This is a genomic window from Variovorax sp. M-6 (assembly GCF_052114385.1).
GTDB lineage: Bacteria > Pseudomonadota > Gammaproteobacteria > Burkholderiales > Burkholderiaceae_C > Variovorax.
Genome location: NZ_JBFREQ010000030.1, coordinates 66,999 through 82,231, shown reverse-complemented (window position 1 = coordinate 82,231; position 15,233 = coordinate 66,999). Strand labels below are relative to the sequence as shown.

The 15,233-nt window shown below is 69.7% G+C and carries 15 protein-coding genes; 4 read left to right on the top strand and 11 right to left on the bottom strand.

Features of this window, described 5'->3' with window-relative positions; genetic code table 11:
• Together AB4Z46_RS27415 and AB4Z46_RS27410 are read right to left on the bottom strand one after the other, a co-directional pair.
• Positions 1–1,469, bottom strand: a 1,469-nt coding sequence (locus AB4Z46_RS27415) for a methyl-accepting chemotaxis protein (RefSeq protein ID WP_442286712.1), incomplete at its 3' end; no start/stop codon positions are given.
• A 263-nt stretch (positions 1,470–1,732) separates the two neighbouring features.
• Positions 1,733–2,182, bottom strand: coding sequence for an FHA domain-containing protein (locus AB4Z46_RS27410; protein WP_442286711.1), 450 nt, complete (start codon positions 2,180–2,182; stop codon positions 1,733–1,735).
• A 213-nt stretch (positions 2,183–2,395) separates the two neighbouring features.
• Between AB4Z46_RS27410 and AB4Z46_RS27405 the strand changes: the two genes are divergently transcribed.
• Positions 2,396–3,037 carry a response regulator transcription factor gene (locus tag AB4Z46_RS27405; protein WP_442286710.1) on the top strand — a complete coding sequence of 214 codons (642 nt, stop codon included), beginning with the start codon at positions 2,396–2,398 and terminating at the stop codon, positions 3,035–3,037.
• Between the two features lie 76 nt (positions 3,038–3,113).
• A complete protein-coding gene (locus tag AB4Z46_RS27400) occupies positions 3,114–3,647 on the top strand; it encodes a DUF4136 domain-containing protein (protein ID WP_442286709.1) in 534 nt (177 codons plus the stop codon).
• Here AB4Z46_RS27400 and AB4Z46_RS27395 read toward each other — a convergent pair.
• From AB4Z46_RS27395 to AB4Z46_RS27385, 3 genes are read right to left on the bottom strand one after another with little or no spacing between them, the layout of a single operon-like run.
• Entirely contained in the window at positions 3,644–5,470 is a 1,827-nt protein-coding gene (locus AB4Z46_RS27395; protein ID WP_442286708.1) for a feruloyl-CoA synthase, read from the bottom strand. The two genes, AB4Z46_RS27400 and AB4Z46_RS27395, sit on opposite strands and share 4 nt — an antisense overlap.
• An 11-nt stretch (positions 5,471–5,481) precedes the next feature.
• Positions 5,482–6,432 carry a 3-hydroxyacyl-CoA dehydrogenase NAD-binding domain-containing protein gene (locus AB4Z46_RS27390; RefSeq protein ID WP_442286707.1) on the bottom strand — a complete coding sequence of 317 codons (951 nt, stop codon included), beginning with the start codon at positions 6,430–6,432 and terminating at the stop codon, positions 5,482–5,484.
• Between the two features lie 17 nt (positions 6,433–6,449).
• Positions 6,450–7,370 carry a 3-keto-5-aminohexanoate cleavage protein gene (locus AB4Z46_RS27385; RefSeq protein ID WP_442286706.1) on the bottom strand — a complete coding sequence of 307 codons (921 nt, stop codon included), beginning with the start codon at positions 7,368–7,370 and terminating at the stop codon, positions 6,450–6,452.
• 104 nt (positions 7,371–7,474) lie between these two features.
• On the opposite strand from AB4Z46_RS27385, the gene AB4Z46_RS27380 reads away from it, so the two are divergent.
• Positions 7,475–8,197: a Crp/Fnr family transcriptional regulator gene (locus tag AB4Z46_RS27380; RefSeq protein ID WP_442286705.1), complete on the top strand. Its 723-nt coding sequence runs from the start codon at positions 7,475–7,477 to the stop codon at positions 8,195–8,197.
• A gap of 5 nt (positions 8,198–8,202) precedes the next feature.
• On the opposite strand, the gene AB4Z46_RS27375 is transcribed toward AB4Z46_RS27380, so the two are convergent.
• Positions 8,203–9,168, bottom strand: coding sequence for a SphA family protein (locus tag AB4Z46_RS27375; protein ID WP_442286704.1), 966 nt, complete (start codon positions 9,166–9,168; stop codon positions 8,203–8,205).
• Positions 9,169–9,369: 201 nt separating this feature from the next.
• On the opposite strand from AB4Z46_RS27375, the gene AB4Z46_RS27370 reads away from it, so the two are divergent.
• The gene (locus AB4Z46_RS27370; protein WP_442286703.1) at positions 9,370–9,711 is read left to right on the top strand and encodes a DUF2845 domain-containing protein; all 342 of its coding nucleotides are present in this window, start codon (positions 9,370–9,372) and stop codon (positions 9,709–9,711) included.
• 21 nt (positions 9,712–9,732) lie between these two features.
• On the opposite strand, the gene AB4Z46_RS27365 is transcribed toward AB4Z46_RS27370, so the two are convergent.
• The 5 genes from AB4Z46_RS27365 to AB4Z46_RS27345 form a co-directional block, all read right to left on the bottom strand.
• The gene (locus tag AB4Z46_RS27365) at positions 9,733–10,092 is read right to left on the bottom strand and encodes a DUF3325 domain-containing protein (RefSeq protein WP_442286702.1); all 360 of its coding nucleotides are present in this window, start codon (positions 10,090–10,092) and stop codon (positions 9,733–9,735) included.
• Positions 10,089–11,720 (bottom strand): PepSY-associated TM helix domain-containing protein, encoded by a 1,632-nt coding sequence (locus AB4Z46_RS27360; protein WP_442286701.1) that lies wholly within the window; start codon positions 11,718–11,720, stop codon positions 10,089–10,091. The genes AB4Z46_RS27365 and AB4Z46_RS27360 overlap by 4 nt, the downstream gene beginning before the upstream one ends.
• A complete protein-coding gene (locus tag AB4Z46_RS27355; RefSeq protein WP_442286700.1) occupies positions 11,717–11,995 on the bottom strand; it encodes a DUF3649 domain-containing protein in 279 nt (92 codons plus the stop codon). The genes AB4Z46_RS27360 and AB4Z46_RS27355 overlap by 4 nt, the downstream gene beginning before the upstream one ends.
• Complete coding sequence (locus tag AB4Z46_RS27350; protein WP_442286699.1) at positions 11,992–12,618, bottom strand: DUF4198 domain-containing protein; 627 nt, start codon at positions 12,616–12,618, stop codon at positions 11,992–11,994. Before AB4Z46_RS27350 ends, AB4Z46_RS27355 begins: the two co-directional genes overlap by 4 nt.
• Before the next feature lie 63 nt (positions 12,619–12,681).
• On the bottom strand, positions 12,682–15,159 hold the full coding sequence (locus tag AB4Z46_RS27345; protein WP_442286698.1) for a TonB-dependent siderophore receptor: 2,478 nt from the start codon (positions 15,157–15,159) through the stop codon (positions 12,682–12,684).
• Between the last annotated feature and the right edge of the window lie 74 nt (positions 15,160–15,233).

The window sequence follows — 15,233 nt, the reverse complement described above, 5'->3', positions numbered from 1 at the left end:
TCCTCCACCAGCGCCGCGTTCTGCTGCGTCACCTGGTCCATCTGCGTGATCGCCTGGTTGATCTGCTCGATCCCCGAGGTCTGCTCCTGGCTCGCCGCCGTGATCTCGCCCATGATGTCGGTCACCCGCTTCACGCTGTCCACGATCTCYTCCATCGTCCGGCCCGCTTCCGCCACCTGCTTGCTGCCTTCCTCGACCTTGTCCACCGAGTCCCCGATCAGGGTCTTGATCTCCTTGGCCGCCGCCGCCGAGCGCTGCGCCAGGCTGCGCACTTCCGACGCCACCACCGCGAAGCCYCGGCCCTGCTCGCCGGCGCGGGCGGCTTCCACCGCCGCGTTCAGCGCCAGGATGTTGGTCTGGAAGGCAATGCCGTCGATGACGCCGATGATGTCCACGATCTTGCGCGAGGACGCATTGATCGAGCCCATGGTGCCGACCACCTGGCTCACCACGCTGCCGCCCCGGACCGCCACCTCGGAGGCCGACACCGCCAGTTGATTCGCCTGCCGCGCGTTGTCGGCGTTCTGCTTCACGGTCGAGGTCAGTTCCTCCATCGAGGCCGCGGTCTGCTCGAGCGAGCTCGCCTGCTCCTCGGTGCGCGACGACAGGTCCTGGTTGCCGGTGGCGATCTGCGTGCTGGCGGTCGACACGTTCGCGACCACGCCGTGCACCTGCTGCAGCGACGCCTGGAGCGCCGTGCGCATGCCGTCGATCGAGCGCAGCAGCAGGCCGGTCTCGTCCTTGGCGTAGTTCGTTTCCGGCGTGCCGCTGAGGTCCATCCGGCCGATGGCTTGTGCCGTGGTCTCGGCCCGGCGCAGCGGCAGCGTGATGCTGCGCGCGAGGCCCCAGGCCAGCAGGCTGCCCAGCGCCAGCGTCACCGCGGTGCAGACGATCAGCAGCGTGCGGGTCTGCGCGAGAAGCGCCTGGCCGCGCTGTGCCGCGGCATCGAGGCCGGCGCGCTGCAGGTCCACCATCTGCTGGACGCCGGCCAGGTAGCTGACCGACGTCGGCTCGAAGCGTGCGCTGAAGACGCGGTCGGCGCCCTCGAGGTCGCCGGCGAGCTTGAGCTTGCTGACTTCTTCACGCGCCGCGAGGTACTCGCGGCGCAGCTCGCCGACCTTCTGGAACAGCGCGCGCTCCGCGGGCTCGGTCATCTGGCCCTCGATGAATTTCTGCAGCGCGTTGGTGTCCTTGATGGAGGTCGCGGTGGCCGGCGCGAAGTAGGCGATCAGGCTCGGATCGCTGCTCTTGGCGATCGCCGCCGCGCGCTGCACGCCCGAGGTCGTGTGGCGCAGCCAGTCGGAACCGGCGCGCTCGGTCTTGACGCTGTCGTTGACCATGCCGTCGATCTCGACGCCCAGGTCGCGCAGCTTCAGCACCGCGAACACGCTGCTGGCGAGGAACAGGGCCAGGATGGCGCCCAGCACGAGCGCAAGGCGCCTGCCGATCGAGAAATTGCTCAGAAACATGACCGTGATTCCAGGTGGGGCGGAGGGAGAACGCAGAGGTATATCGGCAGCAAACCGAAATACTTGAGGCCACGCGCCGTCCGCCCGGATCACGCAGGTCGAGCGGCGTGCAGTCTGTGCGGCGAGTTGGCGCCGGGGGTCTCGGGGCCGTGGAACTTGCAGGCCTCAAGGATTCGGCAGCGCTGCCGATATCAAGGCTGGTTCTCCAGGGATCTTCTGACCAGAGATCATTCGGCCCGCCTCGTGCGGGCCTTTTTTTGCCCTCAGGCCGGCGCCGGGCCGCCCCGGTGTGCGCCGGCAGTCCTCGCCGCGCCGCCCTGGCGGAAGAAGGTGGCCCAGTCGCTGCGTTCGCGGGCGGCATCGATGTCCACCAGGTCGTCGGGCATCGTGAGCAGCCGCAGGGCGTCTTCGCCGGGCAGCGCCTGGTTGGCATAGAGGAAGCGGAGCTCGCAGTCGCCGGCACCGATGGCATCGCCATTGGCGAGCGCGCGCTCCCGGATCCGCATCTTGTTGACGAAGGTGCCGTTGCGGCTTGCCAGGTCGGTCAGCACGAAGCGATCGCCGGTCCAGTGGATCGCCGCGTGATGGCGGCTGACCCCCAGGCTGTCGACGTGAACTCCGCAGGCCGGATCGCGGCCGATGGTCGTGATCGGCCCCTTGATGTTGACCTGCCGGACGCTGCCGTGGCGGGTCAGGACAATGAGTCTGGACATGTCTGTCTCGTGGGTCGGTTGGTTGCAGTGTTTGCATTTCGGCAATCGCGGTCGATTCCTGAAGTCGACGAAATCCCGAAATCTGAGACATTCGTCGCGATCGGCGCGTTCGAGATGCGGCGAGCGGACCGCCAGCGCCGTCGCTGTCCACTACTCTCGTGGGCTTCGGCGCAATCGTTCGCCGTGACATGTCGAGCGGGAAAGAAACTGGCAATGAGAAAAGCGCGCAACGTCTTCTATGTGGTCGACGACCATCCGATGATGAGGGACGCCATTGCATTGATGCTGCGGCGCCTGCGTCCGGCCGCGGACATCGTGGAGATCGACCGCCTCGACAAGCTGGCCGGCGCGGTCGAGCGCAACGGCGCCGCCGACCTGATCTGCCTCGACCTGAACCTGCCGGACACCAAGGGCTGCTCGGGTGTGCTGGCGGCGCGGCGCGACCATCCCGAGGTTCCGATCGCGGTCTATTCGGCATTGCCCGCCGTCGACATGGAGGCGCCGTGCCTCCTGGCCGGCGCCGACATCTACATCGAGAAGGCCTCGGATGCCGCGGGGCTGATCAAGGCGCTCAAGAGCCTGCTGGAGACCGACTCCGACGAGCAGGACGCGCCCGCCGCGCCGGCGGTCGAGAGCGGCGCGAGCCTGACGAAGCGCCAGGGGCAGCTGGTGCAATTGATCGCCGAGGGGCTCGGCAACCGCGAGATGGCCGAGCGGCTCGCGATCAGCGAGGACACGGTCAAGGTCCACATGTGGCGCCTGTACCGGCGCATCGGCGTCAACAGCCGGACCCAGGCGCTGCACTACGCGCGCACCAACGGCCACCTGTCGAGCGCGGCCGCGAGCCTGGTCTAGGGCCTTCGATCAGGCCCCAGGCCGTACCATCCTGTTCCATTGGCGTCCGCCGGACGCGATGCCCACAGGAGAACACATGATCGGACGAATCCTTGCCTTGGCCCTGGCGATGCTGCTGGCCGCTTGCGCGAGCCCGGTGACCGTCAAGACCGACTTCGATGCCAAGGCCAGGTTCGACGGCTATCGCAGCTACAGCTGGATCGCCGAGCCCGCGGGCGACGCACCGCTGGTGCCGCAGAGCATCATCCAGGGCATCGACGCCCGGCTGCAGGCGCGCGGCTGGAAGCGGGTTGCCGAGGGCGAGGTGCATGTCGCGGCCCACGTGACGACGCGCGACGGCCAGACCTACAACAACTTCTACAGCGGCATCGGCCACGACCTCACCTGGCTCGGCTTCGGTCCCGTGCCCGACAGCGTGACGATGTCCGTCGACCCGTACCGCGCGGGCACGCTGGTGGTCGACATGTTCGACGCCAAGAGCCGGCGGGCGATCTGGCGCGGCAACGCGTCCGGCATCCTGCCCGACGATCCGTCGCGCCTGAACGCCTCGGTGCAAGGCGCGCTCGACCGGATGTTCGCCGACTTCCCGCCCGGCACCACCAGGCGCTAAGCTTCCGGCACTTGCGCCAGGCGAACGACCTCCGGATCGCACCCGTCCGCGTGCAGCCGGAGGACCTCGGCCGCGCGCCGCGTCAGCACCGCGCGCTGGTTGATGTAGCCCTTGTCGGTGATCTCGCCGGCGTCGATGTCCGGCGGTGTGCCGAGCACCAGCGCGCGCACCGGGCATTGGGACGAGCCGGCCCCGGCGTCGCGCAGATCGCGCATCACGCGCAGCAGCGCGGCCTGCCACTCGGCCGCGGGCAGCGCCGCGGCCTGCGGGCTCGCGAAGACCAGCATGCCGATCTCGTTGCGGTCGTGCCCGGTGACGACGACGTCCTGCGCCAGCGGCGCGAGCCGCGAGACCAGCTCCACGCGCAGCGTGCCGACCGAGACCCAGGTGCCGGTCGCGAGCTTGAAGTCCTCGGCCACGCGGCCGTGGAACATCACGCCGCGCTCGGGCCGCAAGGCATCGACGAGGTAGCCCGCATCGCCGATGCGGTAGTAGCCCTCGTCGTCGAAGGCCTCGGAGGTCTCGCGCGGCGCATCGCGGTAGCCCGGGAACACCGTGACGCCCTTGACGCGCATCTCGAGCTTGTCGCCGTTGGGCACGAACTTCAGCTCCAGCCCCGGCAGCGGCGCGCCGATGCAGCCCGCGCCGTCGAGCCGCCAGTGCGCCGAGGTGATCGCGGGGGAGGTCTCGGTCGCACCCCATGAGGTGGTGAGCCACAACGGCCGCGCGGGCCGTGCGCGCCGGGCCACCGCTTCAAGCCGCTGCCAGGTCGAGGGCGCGAGCGCCGCGGCGGCGTAGAAGGCGAGCCGCAGCCGCGACATCAGCTCGGCCGCGAGCGCGCCGTCCGCTTCCAGAAAGGGCAGCAGCATGTCGTAGCCGCGCGGCACGTTGAACAGCAGCGTCGGGCGCACCTCGCGCAGGTTGCGCACCGTCTTCTCGATCAGCCCCGGCGCCGGCCGGCCTTCGTCGATGTAGAGCGCGCCGCCATGGCAGAGCACCATGTTGAAGTTGTGGTTGCCGCCGAAGGTGTGGCTCCACGGCAGCCAGTCGACCAGCACCGGCTTCTCGGCATTCAGGAAGCGCCAGGTCTGCGCCATCATCTGCTGGTTGGCGCACAGCATGCGGTGCGTGTTGATCACCACCTTGGGCCGGCCGGTCGAGCCCGAGGTCAGCAGGTACTTGGCCGGGTCGTCGGGCAGGATCGCCTCGAAGGCCTGCATCACCTCGGGCGTCTCCTGCGCCTGCACCAGCCGCTCGAAGGGCAGGGCGCCCGGGTGCGCGTCGGCATTGCGGCTGAACACCGTGAGCGCGTCGACGCCGCAGCCTTCGAGCGCCGCGCCATAGACCTTGGCGTCGGAGGCATAGATCAGCGCCGGATCGAGCGCGCGCAGCATGCCGTGCAGCCGCGTCGGGTCCTTCGCCATGCGGGAGTAGGCGCTCGAGAGCGAGCAGGCGGTGCGCCCGATGTGCATCGTCGCAAGCATCAGCACCGCGTGGTCGATCGCGTTGTCGGACAGGATCACGACCGGCCGGTGCTTCGGCAGGCCGAGGTCGAGCAGGCTTTGCGCGACCGCGCCGACCGCGCGGCGCAGCGTGCGGTAGTCGAGCTGGCGCCAGCCGGCGACGCCGTCCTCGCGTTCGGCCAACGCCAGCGCATCGGGCGTCTCGCGGGCCCAGCGCTCGAGCCATTCGCCGACGCAGCGCGCATAGGGCCGCAGGGCCACCGGCGAGCGCAGCGCGAAGGAGCCGTCGTCGAAATCGATGCGCACGGTGCGCGGCGGCGCGATCTGGTCCGGGTCGTCGAGAAAGCGGTCGTCGTCCATGTGGCTCGCCCTCATTGCAGCGGGCCCGAGGCCGCCTTGGCGCGGATCAGGTCCAGCAGCAGGGTGTCGCGCGCCGCTTCGAGTTCGGCGCTGCGCCTGTCGCCGAGTTCGGCGGCGACGCCTTCGGCCACCCGCTGCTTGAGTTCCGCCGTCATCGACGGCGCGCCCAGGTCGTGCCACCAGTCTTCGATCGGTCCGCCCAGGTGGTCGAGCAGGTGCGCGATGCCGCCGGCGCCGCCGGACAGATGCAGGTTCATGAAGGGGCCCATCAACGCCCAGCGCAGGCCGGGCCCTTGCGCGATCGCGGTGTCGATGTCGGCCACCGACGCCACGCCCTGGTCGACCAAGTGGAAGGCTTCGCGCCACAGCGCCGCCTGCAGGCGGTTCGCGATGTGCCCCTTGATCTCGCGCCTGACGTGGATCGGCCGCTTGCCGATCGCGGTGTAGAAGGCCATCGCACGCGCGATGGCGTCGGCCGAGGTGTGCTCGCCGCCGACCACCTCGACCAGCGGGATCAGGTGCGGCGGGTTGAAGGGATGGCCCAGCACCACGCGCTCCGGATGCCGGCATTCGGACTGCACGGCGCTGATCGCGAGCCCCGAGGAGCTCGATGCGAGCAGCGTGGCCGGCGCCGCCGCCGCGTCCATGCGGCGGAACAGGTCGATCTTGACGTCGATGCGCTCGGGGCCGTTCTCCTGCACGAAGTCGGCGTTGGCCACGGCGTCCTCGAGCCGCGCGTGAAAGCGCAGCCGGTCGGGCGCTGCCCCGTCGGCGAGACCGAAGCGCTCCATCGTCGGCCAGTGCTGCGCCACCGCCTCGCGCAGCCGCGCCTCGGCGCCCGGCGAGAGGTCGGTGGCGTCGACCTCGAGGCCGCGCGCCAGGAAGTACGCCGTCCAGCTCGCGCCGATGACGCCGGTCGCGACCACCGCGACCCGCTGCGCCTGTTGTGTTGCGGTGGGCATCTGCATGACCTCCCGCGTCAACGCGGCGCGAACTCGGGCCGCGGCGCGCCGACCCGCGGCAGGCCCAGCATGTCGCGCGCCTCGGCCGGCGTGGCGGGCTCCATGTCCATCTCGCGGATGACCCGCACGATGCGCTCGGTGAGTTGCAGGTTGGTCGCCAGCTCGCCGTGCCGGTAGTAGAGGTTGTCCTCCAGCCCCACGCGCGCATGGCCGCCGAGCAGCAGCGCGGCGATGTTGGCCTCGAGCTGCGAGGGGCCGATGCCGCTGACGCCGAAGATCGCGCCCTTGGGCAGCGTGTCGACCATCATCTGCAGGTTGCGCGGCGAATAGGGCATCGCATTCTGGAAGTTGCGGTGCACGTTCATCACCAGGTTGATGAAGTAGGGCTCGTCGTCGAGGCCCTCCTGGATCAGCGTGCTCGTGTCCTGCAGGATGTGGGTCGGGCTGAACACCTCCCACTCGGGCTTGATGCCGCGCGCCTTCATGCCGGCGGCGAGCTCGCGGCCCTTGGAGAGCGGCGTGTCCATCAGGATGTCCCGGCCCTCGAACGACAGGTTCAGCGTGGTGGCGTCGAGCGTGCACATCTCGGCGCCGGCGTCCATGCCCTTGATGCGCTCCTCGAAGGCGATCTCCCAGCGCCCGCCCGGCAGCGGCTTGACCATGTCGCCGTGCACGCCGCCGCCGGTGGAGTTGTTGATCACGATGTCGCAGCCGGCGGCGCGGATGCGGGTGTTGATGTCGCGGTAGACGCCGGCATCGCAGGTGGCGCCGTCGTCGGGCCGGCGCGCGTGCAGCGCGACGACGCTGGCGCCGGCGTTCCAGCAGGCCACCACGTCGGCGGCGATCTCGGCCGGCTGGGTCGGGAGGTGGGGGTTCTGCGATTTGTGGGCCATGCCGCCGGTGGGGGCGATGGTCACGATCACTTTGCGCTTCGACATCGGGAGGTCTCCTGTGAACAGCGGAGTATTATTTTTGGCTGCCCCGACCCGTGCAGTCATCGCGACGACATTTGGGGTCAGGGTTTACGAGGCGCACCACTTTCATGCACAACAAGCCGGCCCGCAGGCAACACGCATCCCTCTCGCTGTCCATTCCCGGCCTGCTGGAGCTGTCGGGCTGGTTCGTCCACCTGGAGCCCGAGGCGCAGGCGCGCGTGCTCGACGAGATGCGCGAGGAGCACGTGGCCGCCGGGGCGGCGCTGTGCCGGCGCGGCGAGACGCCGCTGCACTGGTACGGCACGCTGGAGGGCCTGCTCAAGTGGTCGATCACCTCCGCCGACGGCCGCTCGGTCACCTTCGGCGGCCTCTCGGTCGGCAGCTGGTTCGGCGAGGGCACGCTGCTGCGCGCCGTGCCGCGCACGGCCGACATCATCGCGCTGCGCGACAGCCGGGTGGCGGTGCTGCCGGTCGAGACCTTCGAGTGGCTGCACCGCACCCAGATGAGCTTCAATCACTTCCTGCTGGTGCAGATCAACGAGCGGCTGCACTGGTTCATGGGCAACTACGCGGCGCAGCGGCTGCTCGATGCCGACAGCCAGGTGGCGCGCGCGATCGCGGGGCTGTTCCATCCCTGGCTGCATCCGCTGGGGCAGGCGCACCTGGAAACCTCGCAGGAGGAGATCGCCAACCTGTCGGGGCTGTCGCGGCAGCGCTGCAACGCGGCGCTGAGCCGGCTGCGTGCGGCGGGGTTGCTGCAGATCGAATACGGGGGGATCACCGTCGTCGACCTCGAAGGCTTGCGGCGCTTCGTCGATCAGATCCCCTAGGGCCCTTAGAACACCAGCGTCGCCGTCGCCATGACCGTCTTGCGGCTGTCGATGCGGTTCTTGCTGCTGATGGTCGGAACCCAGCGCAAGCTCATCGACAAGGGGCTGCCGCCCGACAGCTTGGTGTCATAGCTCACGATCGGGCCGAAGGCCCAGTCGTAGCCCCGGAATCCGTCGAGCTTGTCGGCGGTCGGCCCGCTGTCGTGGCCCAGCTGCTGGACCGTCCCCAGAATCAAGCCCGCGCTGACGCCGTTGCCGAACTTCTTCGTGCCCATGAGGTCGAGCGCGAACTGCGGCGCGTTCTGATAGTCGGTGTCCTTGTTGCGCGTGTAGAACTGGAAGTTGGCCACGGCATCGAGCTGCCATCCGCCCTCCGGAAAGATCCGCGTGTACGCGGCCTGCGGCACGAAGGTCCAGTTGTTCAGGCTCGGGTTGGCCAGGTTCGCCGGGTCGTACTTTCCGGTCGGGGCCCAGATGTTGAAGCTGAGCGCGACGTGCTCGGTCTTCGAGAAATGGTAGCCGGCGATGATGGGCGAAAAGTAGAGGTCGAACAGGTTCGACGCCGTGTCCTTCGAAGCGCCCTGGCGGGCGCCGGCCGTGAGGTTCGCGTTGACCTCGGTCCACACGTAGGGCACGGTGATGCTCGATGCGAAGTTCCATGCCCCGGGTCCGGTGTCCCACACCTTCATGGCCGTGGCCATCGTGAAGGAAATCTTCGCGTCGATACCGATCGAGGTCTGTCCGACCAGCGGAACCAGGCGGCTGCCGCCGATCGAGCCGTCGAGATAGATCTGGCTGAAATTGACGATCCAGGCCGGCTCCGGCGGGACGATGCCGCCGTTGGCTTGCACCGTGGTTCCGGACACTGGCCGGCCCAGTCCTCCCTCTGTCGCGGAGACACCCGCGGCGCACAACCCGAGTGCGAGACCCGCGACCCATTTCGCGGTCGATCCCAACGTCCGAAATCCCATGCAGCCCTCCTTCAAGGAGGTCGAAGTTTGCCGTGCATGGCATGAGGCCGGCAAGGGAATGGGCGACGTCGTGCGACAAGGCGCACATCTGCACCAAGGTGCAATTGGCTCGTCGGGGTCGTTGCGCTAGTGTGCGCGTTTCGGCGTTATCGCCGCGCGCCCGGAGAGCAAAATGGCAAGGAGGGAATGAAAGAAACGGCCATGAAGCTTCTCAAGCTCGCGTGCATCACGGTCCTGGTCGCATTGCCCTGCCTGGCAGCCGCGGAGTCGCTGCGGTGCGCGGGAGGCATCGTCTCCGAAGGGGACTCCCGCCTGTCCGTCGTCTACAAGTGCGGTCAGCCGGTGCTCACGGACACCTACTGCGCACCGGTGTACTACGGCGGCACTCTCCATCCGGTTCCAGAGCCTTTCGCATCCAGCGTGGTGCCGTGCCAGCAGATCGAAGAGTGGCTGTACGAGCGCGGGCCGGGCGAGATGCTGGCCACCGTTTTCCTGCGCTCGGGCGTGGTGCAGTCCATCGCGTACGGTCGCCAGCCACGGTAGTTTTCTCGCGCACTCGGCGTGTCAAGCCGCGGCCCACAGCCCCGGCGGCAAGCTGAGCACGGCCAGCAGCGCAGCACCCACCCCGATGCGCGCGGCCCGCTGCGGCCCGTAGCTCGCGATGCCGACCACCCAGAGCGCGGCAGCGGTCAGCATTCCGAACCACAGCACCCAGCCCTGGGTCGACCCCTGCAGCCGCAGGCTGGCCGCCAGCGACAGCAGCAGCAGGGCCGTGCCCCCGGCGCGCAGCCAGGGCCTGCGGCGGCCCGGCGTGCTGCCGCGGCCGTAGGCGTCCTCGTGATGCCGGTCCATCGCCAGGCTCAGCGCCAGGAAGCCGCCCAAGGCTCCCGCGAAGGCCGCGCAGCCCAGCAGCAGGGTGCTCATGATGTCGGCTCCGCGGCGCGCGCGGCGCCAGCGGCGGCCGGCCGGGCCTTGTGCCGTGGCCGGCCCGTGATCCACGCCGCGGCGCCGAGCCCGATGCCCAGCGCCAGCGACACCAGGTCGAAGCCCGCCACCGGCCAGAGCCCCTCGCGCAGCGAGACGCCCAGGTGGCTGCGCGTGGTCAGCGCATTGAGCAGCGGAATGGCCGCGAACAGCAGTGCGCCGAGGCCGAGCTGCACCTGCCACATCCGGCGCGTCGGCCGCGCGAGGCCGGCGAGCGCGGCCGCGCCCCACGCGATGAAGAACCCGTTGATCTCGGCCGCTGCGCGCCCGTCGATGCCCACCGGCAGCAGCCGGTTGGCCCAGAAGTAGGCGCCGAAGGCGATCGGCAGGCCCGCGATGGCGCCGATGTTGAGCCCGTCCACCAGCCGCAGCCCGAAGCCGATGCGGCCGCCATGCTTGAGCACCTTGGCGTACTTCTGCCGTTCCTTCACGGCCCACAGCAGCAGCCCGGTCGCCACCATCAGGCAGCCGGCCAGGCCGGAGAGGAAGAACAGCGCCCGCAGCATCGGATTCGAGAAGCGCGCGATGTGCAGGCCGTAGAGCACGCCGCGCGTCTCGGCCGCGGCCTTCGGCGCATCGCCCGCGGTCGACAGCAGCGCGCCGGTCACGCCGTCGAACAGCATCGAGGGCTGGTCGGAGGACAGCCCGCGCCCTTCCTGGCGCGCGATGCTGACGGTGGCGTTCGCATCGTTCGGATGGCTGACGACGACGCGGCCGGCCGGCGCGCCGCCCCAGTGCGCGCTGGCCTGCGCCAGCATCGGCGCCAGCGGCGCGAGGGAGGCCGGCCGGCCGGCCGCCTGGGTGTCGCGCGGGCCGCCCGCCGTGAAGACCTCGGCGAAGAAGGCATCGGTGCCGCCGTGGTCCTTGTAGGCGAGCTGCGGCCCCCACGGCATGTACATGAACATCAGCGTCACCAGGCCGGTGTAGGTGATCATCAGGTGGTAGGGCAGCGCGAGCACCGCGGTGGCGTTGTGCGCGTCGAGCCACGAGCGCTGTCCCTTCTTCGGCCGGAAGGTGAAGAAGTCCTTGAAGATGCGCTTGTGCGTGACGATGCCGCTCGCGATGGCGACCAGCATGAACATGGCGCAAAAGCCGACGACCCAGCGCGCCCACAGCGTCGGCAGGTAGTGCAGGTCGAAGTGCAGCCGGTAGATGAACTCGCCGCCGCGGGTGGCGCGCGGCGCGCCCGCGGTCTCGCCGCTGGCGGGGTCGAGCGCGGCGTTCTCGAAGCGCGCGCGCTTGCGCGGCTCGCCGGGCGCCGTGGGTGGCGGCGGCGGCCCGCTCCAGAACATCCGCACCGAAGGCTCGCGCTGCGTCGGCAGCGTGATGAACCAGCGCGGGCTGTGCGCGCCGCGCTGCTGCAGGAAGGCCACCGCATGGTCGAGCGCCTGGGCCTGCGGCACCGCCTCGCGCGATGCGCGATGCAGCTCGGGCGTCATCCAGAAAGTGATCTCGTCGCGGAAGTAGGCGCCGGTGCCGGCGGCGAACACCAGGAACAGCACCCAGCCGACCAACAGGCCCGACCAGGTGTGCAGCCAGGCCATCGACTGGCGAAAACCTTCCTTCATGCGCGGCTCCAGGCGCCGCCTGCGAAGAGCATCAGCGCGAGCGCCGCGGCGGGCACCGCCAGCCCGGCCCACGCGCGCCAGGCGGTGCGCGCGGCGAAGACCCACATCACCGCGCAGGCGAAGACCACGAACGAGGCCAGGGTGCCGGTCAGCACCGCTTCGGCCCTCGGTCCGGGCAGCCACAGCGACAGCGCGGCGGCGGCCAGCGCGCCGAGCGCGTAGCCGCCGCCGATCGCCGCGATCGCGCGCGACGCCACTGCCAGCCGGTGCCTCACTTGGCGATGAAGCTCAGGGTCGCGACGTGGCGGGTCTGGGTGTAGGGCTTGCCGTCCCAGGTGCCGGCGGCGTCCTTGTCGAGGTGCGAGACCTCGGCCACGTACTGTCCGGGCCACGGCGTCTGCAGCGTGAGCTTGCCGGCGTCGTCGCTGTAGAAGCTCTTCTCCCACTTCGGCGGACCGAACACGACCACCTTGGTCTTCGCCAGTGGCTTGCCGTTGAGCAGCAGCGAGAAGCTGTTGCTGCCCGGCGCCTGCGGCACCAGTTCCAGCGCGTGGCGGGCGGTGGTCCCGGTGCGGCCGGTGCGCGCCTGGTAGAGGCTCACGACACCCTTGTCGCTGACGTAGCCGCCGACCAGCCGCGCGTCGCCGCCGGCATCGGCCTTGACCGAGAAGTGGTCGTTGTGCCTTGTCGCCGGCTGCTCCTTGCCGTCGGCGCCGATGCCGCGCGGCGCGCTCACCAGCTTGAGGTGGCCGGCTTCGGTCTCGCGCAGGTCGTCGGCCCATTCGCCGAAATAGGCCTTGGCCTCGCCGCCCGAGGCGGGCTCGAGCCAGACGAAGTGGGCATGGGCCGCACCGGACAGCGCGAGGGCGAGGGCGAGCAGGGATTTCTTCATGTGCATCGGAGGACTCCTTGAGGTGATGACGGGGGTTGGGGACGGGACGAGATGGGATGGGGGCGGTGCTCAGAAGCTGCCGCGCAGCGTCACGAGCAGGTTGCGCGGCGCGCCGTAGAAGCTGCTGCTGGTGCTCGTGTAGTAGGTCTTGTCGAAGACGTTGTTGAGCGCCACCGAGACCGACAGGCTCTTGCTGATCGGGTAGCGCGCCATCAGGTCGAGCGTGGCGTAGCTGGGCTGCGTGAAGCGCGCCTTGCCGCTCGGCCCGAGGTTGCTGGTGTAGGTCTCGCTCTGCCAGTTGACGCCGCCGCCCACGACCAGGCCGTTGCCGATGCCGGCGATGCGGTAGGTCGTGAACAGCTTGAACAGGCCGTTGGGCACCTGCGTGTTGAGCCGCACGCCGGCGGCGTCGCGCGCGACGCTGCGCGAGAAGCCGCTGCCGATCTGCCAGCCCGGCATCACTTCGCCGGCCGCTTCGAATTCGTAGCCGCGCGACTTCGTTCCCTGCGCCGCACGGTAGGCGGCCGAGCCGTCGGGCGCGAACTGGTTGGGGATCACCACGGCCAGGTTGTCCTGCTCGATCTGGAACACCGCGGCGCTCAGGTTCAGCTGGTCGTTGTAGAACGAGCCCTTGACGCCGGCCTCGTAGGCGATGCCCTCGAGCGGCGCGAGGTTGTTGCCGCTCAGGTCCTTGTTGGTCTGCGGCTTGAAGATGTCGGTGTAGCTGGTGTAGACCGACCAGTGGTCGCTCAGGTCGTACACCAGCCCGGCATAGGGCGTGACCACGCCGTTCTCGCTGCGCGAGCCGAAGGTGGCCTTGCCCGCGAAGGGGATCCGGCGCGTCTTCTCGCTCCAGTCGCTCACGCGGGCACCGAGGATCACCGACAGCGCGTCGGTGGGCCGCAGCCGGGTGGTGGCGTACAGGCCCGACTGGTTGGTCGCCGTCTCGCTGTTGCCGGTCTGCGGGTTGAAGGGCTCGAGCGGATAGTCCCCGTTCCAGAGATAGAAGTTCGGGATCGCGCCGTTGTAGTTGGGCGGAGACCAGCCGGCGTAGGTCGGCGGCTGGTCCTTGGTGCGCGAGATGTTGTAGCCCACCACGAGCTCGTGCCGGCGACCGAACATCTCGAAGGGGCCCGTGGCATAGAAGTCGGCCGCGTTCTGCACCGGATCGGAGTTCCACTTGTTCGTCCACAGGGACAGCCCCGCGCCGGTCGCACGGTTCAGGTAGCCGCGCATCGCGTAGCCGAGCACGTCGTCGTAGCTGCGCTTCGACTGGTTGAAGCCGGCATGCGCGCTCCAGCCGTTGTCGAAGCGATGGTCGAGCGAGACGAAGAACTGGCGCTGGTCCTGGTAGGAGTGCGCCCAGCTGGCCGCGGCGCTCTGCGAGCGGTCGAAGTGGCTTTCCGCGCCGTCGCTGTAGAACAGCGGCAGGCCGCTGCGTGCCGCGCCGTCGTTGTCGTGCTGCTGCAGGTCGAGGCCCGCGGTCAGCCGCGTGGCGGACGTGAGGTCGGCCTCGACGATGCCGTAGAAGATCTGCTTCTTTTCCTCGTAGCGGTCGATCCAGGACTCGTTGTCCTGCACCGCCGCCACGATGCGGCCGCGCACCGTGCCGGCCTCGTTGAGCGGACCGCCGATGTCGACCTCGCCGCGGTAGTAGTTCCACGAGCCGGCGCTGATCGATGCATGGGCCTGGAAGGCCTGGGTCGGGCGCTTGCGCACCAGGTTGACCGTGGCGGCCGGCGTGCCGACGCCGTTGAGCAGGCCGGTGGCGCCCCGTATCACCTCGACGCGGTCGTAGGGCGCGAGGTCGCCGGTCTGCGTGAGCCAGCTGCCGGTCTGCGGGATGCCGTCGACCTGGTAGTTCTCGACCAGGAAGCCGCGCGAGTAGACCGAGTTGCCGTCGCTCCCGGCGTTGCCGTTCTGCACGAAGCTCAAGCCCGTCGTCTGTCGCAGCACGTCGCCGATCTGGCGGATGCTCTGGTCTTCCATGCGCTGGCGCGTGATGACCGTGACCGACTGCGGGGTCTCGCGCAGGGTCAGCGGCAGGCGGGTGGCGGTGCTGATCGGTCCGTCCGTCGTGAAGGAGCCGGTGCCTTCGGTGATCGTGTCGCGCCCGGCGGTCACGGTGACGGTCTCGAGCGAGCCACCCGACGGGTGCTGTTCGTCGTTCGCGGCTTCGGCGCGCGGCGCCGGCGCGGCGGCCCGCACGGTGTAGCCGCCGGAGGCGCCGCGGACCGCCTCGAGGCCGCTGCCTTCGAGCAGCAGCAGCAGCGCCTGGCGCGGCGTGTAGCGGCCCTGGATCGCGGGCGCCTGCTTGCCGCGCACCACCTCGGCATCGACGCCGACCAGGAGGCCGGTGTGCACCGCCAGCGCGGTCAGCGCGCTGCCCAGCGGCTGGGCGGGCTGGCGCCATTCGACGGCGGCGCTGTCGGCCGGCGCCGGCGCCTGGGCCCAGGCGCCCCCTGCGATCACGCCCAGTGCCAGCGCGAACGACGAGAGACGATGGAGCGGATGCGCTGGACGGCGGATCTTGTTGCTTTGATTCATTTCCGGCTTCCTGTCATTGGTGTGTGAACTCCTTCTCACCACCTATGACAATCGGCCCGCGAAATCGGGTAGGC

What these genes read in the sequence shown, in the direction of transcription:
- AB4Z46_RS27410 (WP_442286711.1), bottom strand. Translation starts at nt 2,182, where the DNA reads ATGTCCAGACTCATTGTCCTGACCCGCCACGGCAGCGTCCGGCAGGTC.
- AB4Z46_RS27405 (WP_442286710.1), top strand. Translation starts at nt 2,396, where the DNA reads ATGAGAAAAGCGCGCAACGTCTTCTATGTGGTCGACGACCATCCGATG.
- AB4Z46_RS27400 (WP_442286709.1), top strand. Translation starts at nt 3,114, where the DNA reads ATGATCGGACGAATCCTTGCCTTGGCCCTGGCGATGCTGCTGGCCGCT.
- AB4Z46_RS27395 (WP_442286708.1), bottom strand. Translation starts at nt 5,470, where the DNA reads ATGGACGACGACCGCTTTCTCGACGACCCGGACCAGATCGCGCCGCCG.
- AB4Z46_RS27390 (WP_442286707.1), bottom strand. Translation starts at nt 6,432, where the DNA reads ATGCCCACCGCAACACAACAGGCGCAGCGGGTCGCGGTGGTCGCGACC.
- AB4Z46_RS27385 (WP_442286706.1), bottom strand. Translation starts at nt 7,370, where the DNA reads ATGTCGAAGCGCAAAGTGATCGTGACCATCGCCCCCACCGGCGGCATG.
- AB4Z46_RS27380 (WP_442286705.1), top strand. Translation starts at nt 7,475, where the DNA reads ATGCACAACAAGCCGGCCCGCAGGCAACACGCATCCCTCTCGCTGTCC.
- AB4Z46_RS27375 (WP_442286704.1), bottom strand. Translation starts at nt 9,168, where the DNA reads ATGGGATTTCGGACGTTGGGATCGACCGCGAAATGGGTCGCGGGTCTC.
- AB4Z46_RS27370 (WP_442286703.1), top strand. Translation starts at nt 9,370, where the DNA reads ATGAAGCTTCTCAAGCTCGCGTGCATCACGGTCCTGGTCGCATTGCCC.
- AB4Z46_RS27365 (WP_442286702.1), bottom strand. Translation starts at nt 10,092, where the DNA reads ATGAGCACCCTGCTGCTGGGCTGCGCGGCCTTCGCGGGAGCCTTGGGC.
- AB4Z46_RS27360 (WP_442286701.1), bottom strand. Translation starts at nt 11,720, where the DNA reads ATGAAGGAAGGTTTTCGCCAGTCGATGGCCTGGCTGCACACCTGGTCG.
- AB4Z46_RS27350 (WP_442286699.1), bottom strand. Translation starts at nt 12,618, where the DNA reads ATGCACATGAAGAAATCCCTGCTCGCCCTCGCCCTCGCGCTGTCCGGT.
- AB4Z46_RS27345 (WP_442286698.1), bottom strand. Translation starts at nt 15,159, where the DNA reads ATGAATCAAAGCAACAAGATCCGCCGTCCAGCGCATCCGCTCCATCGT.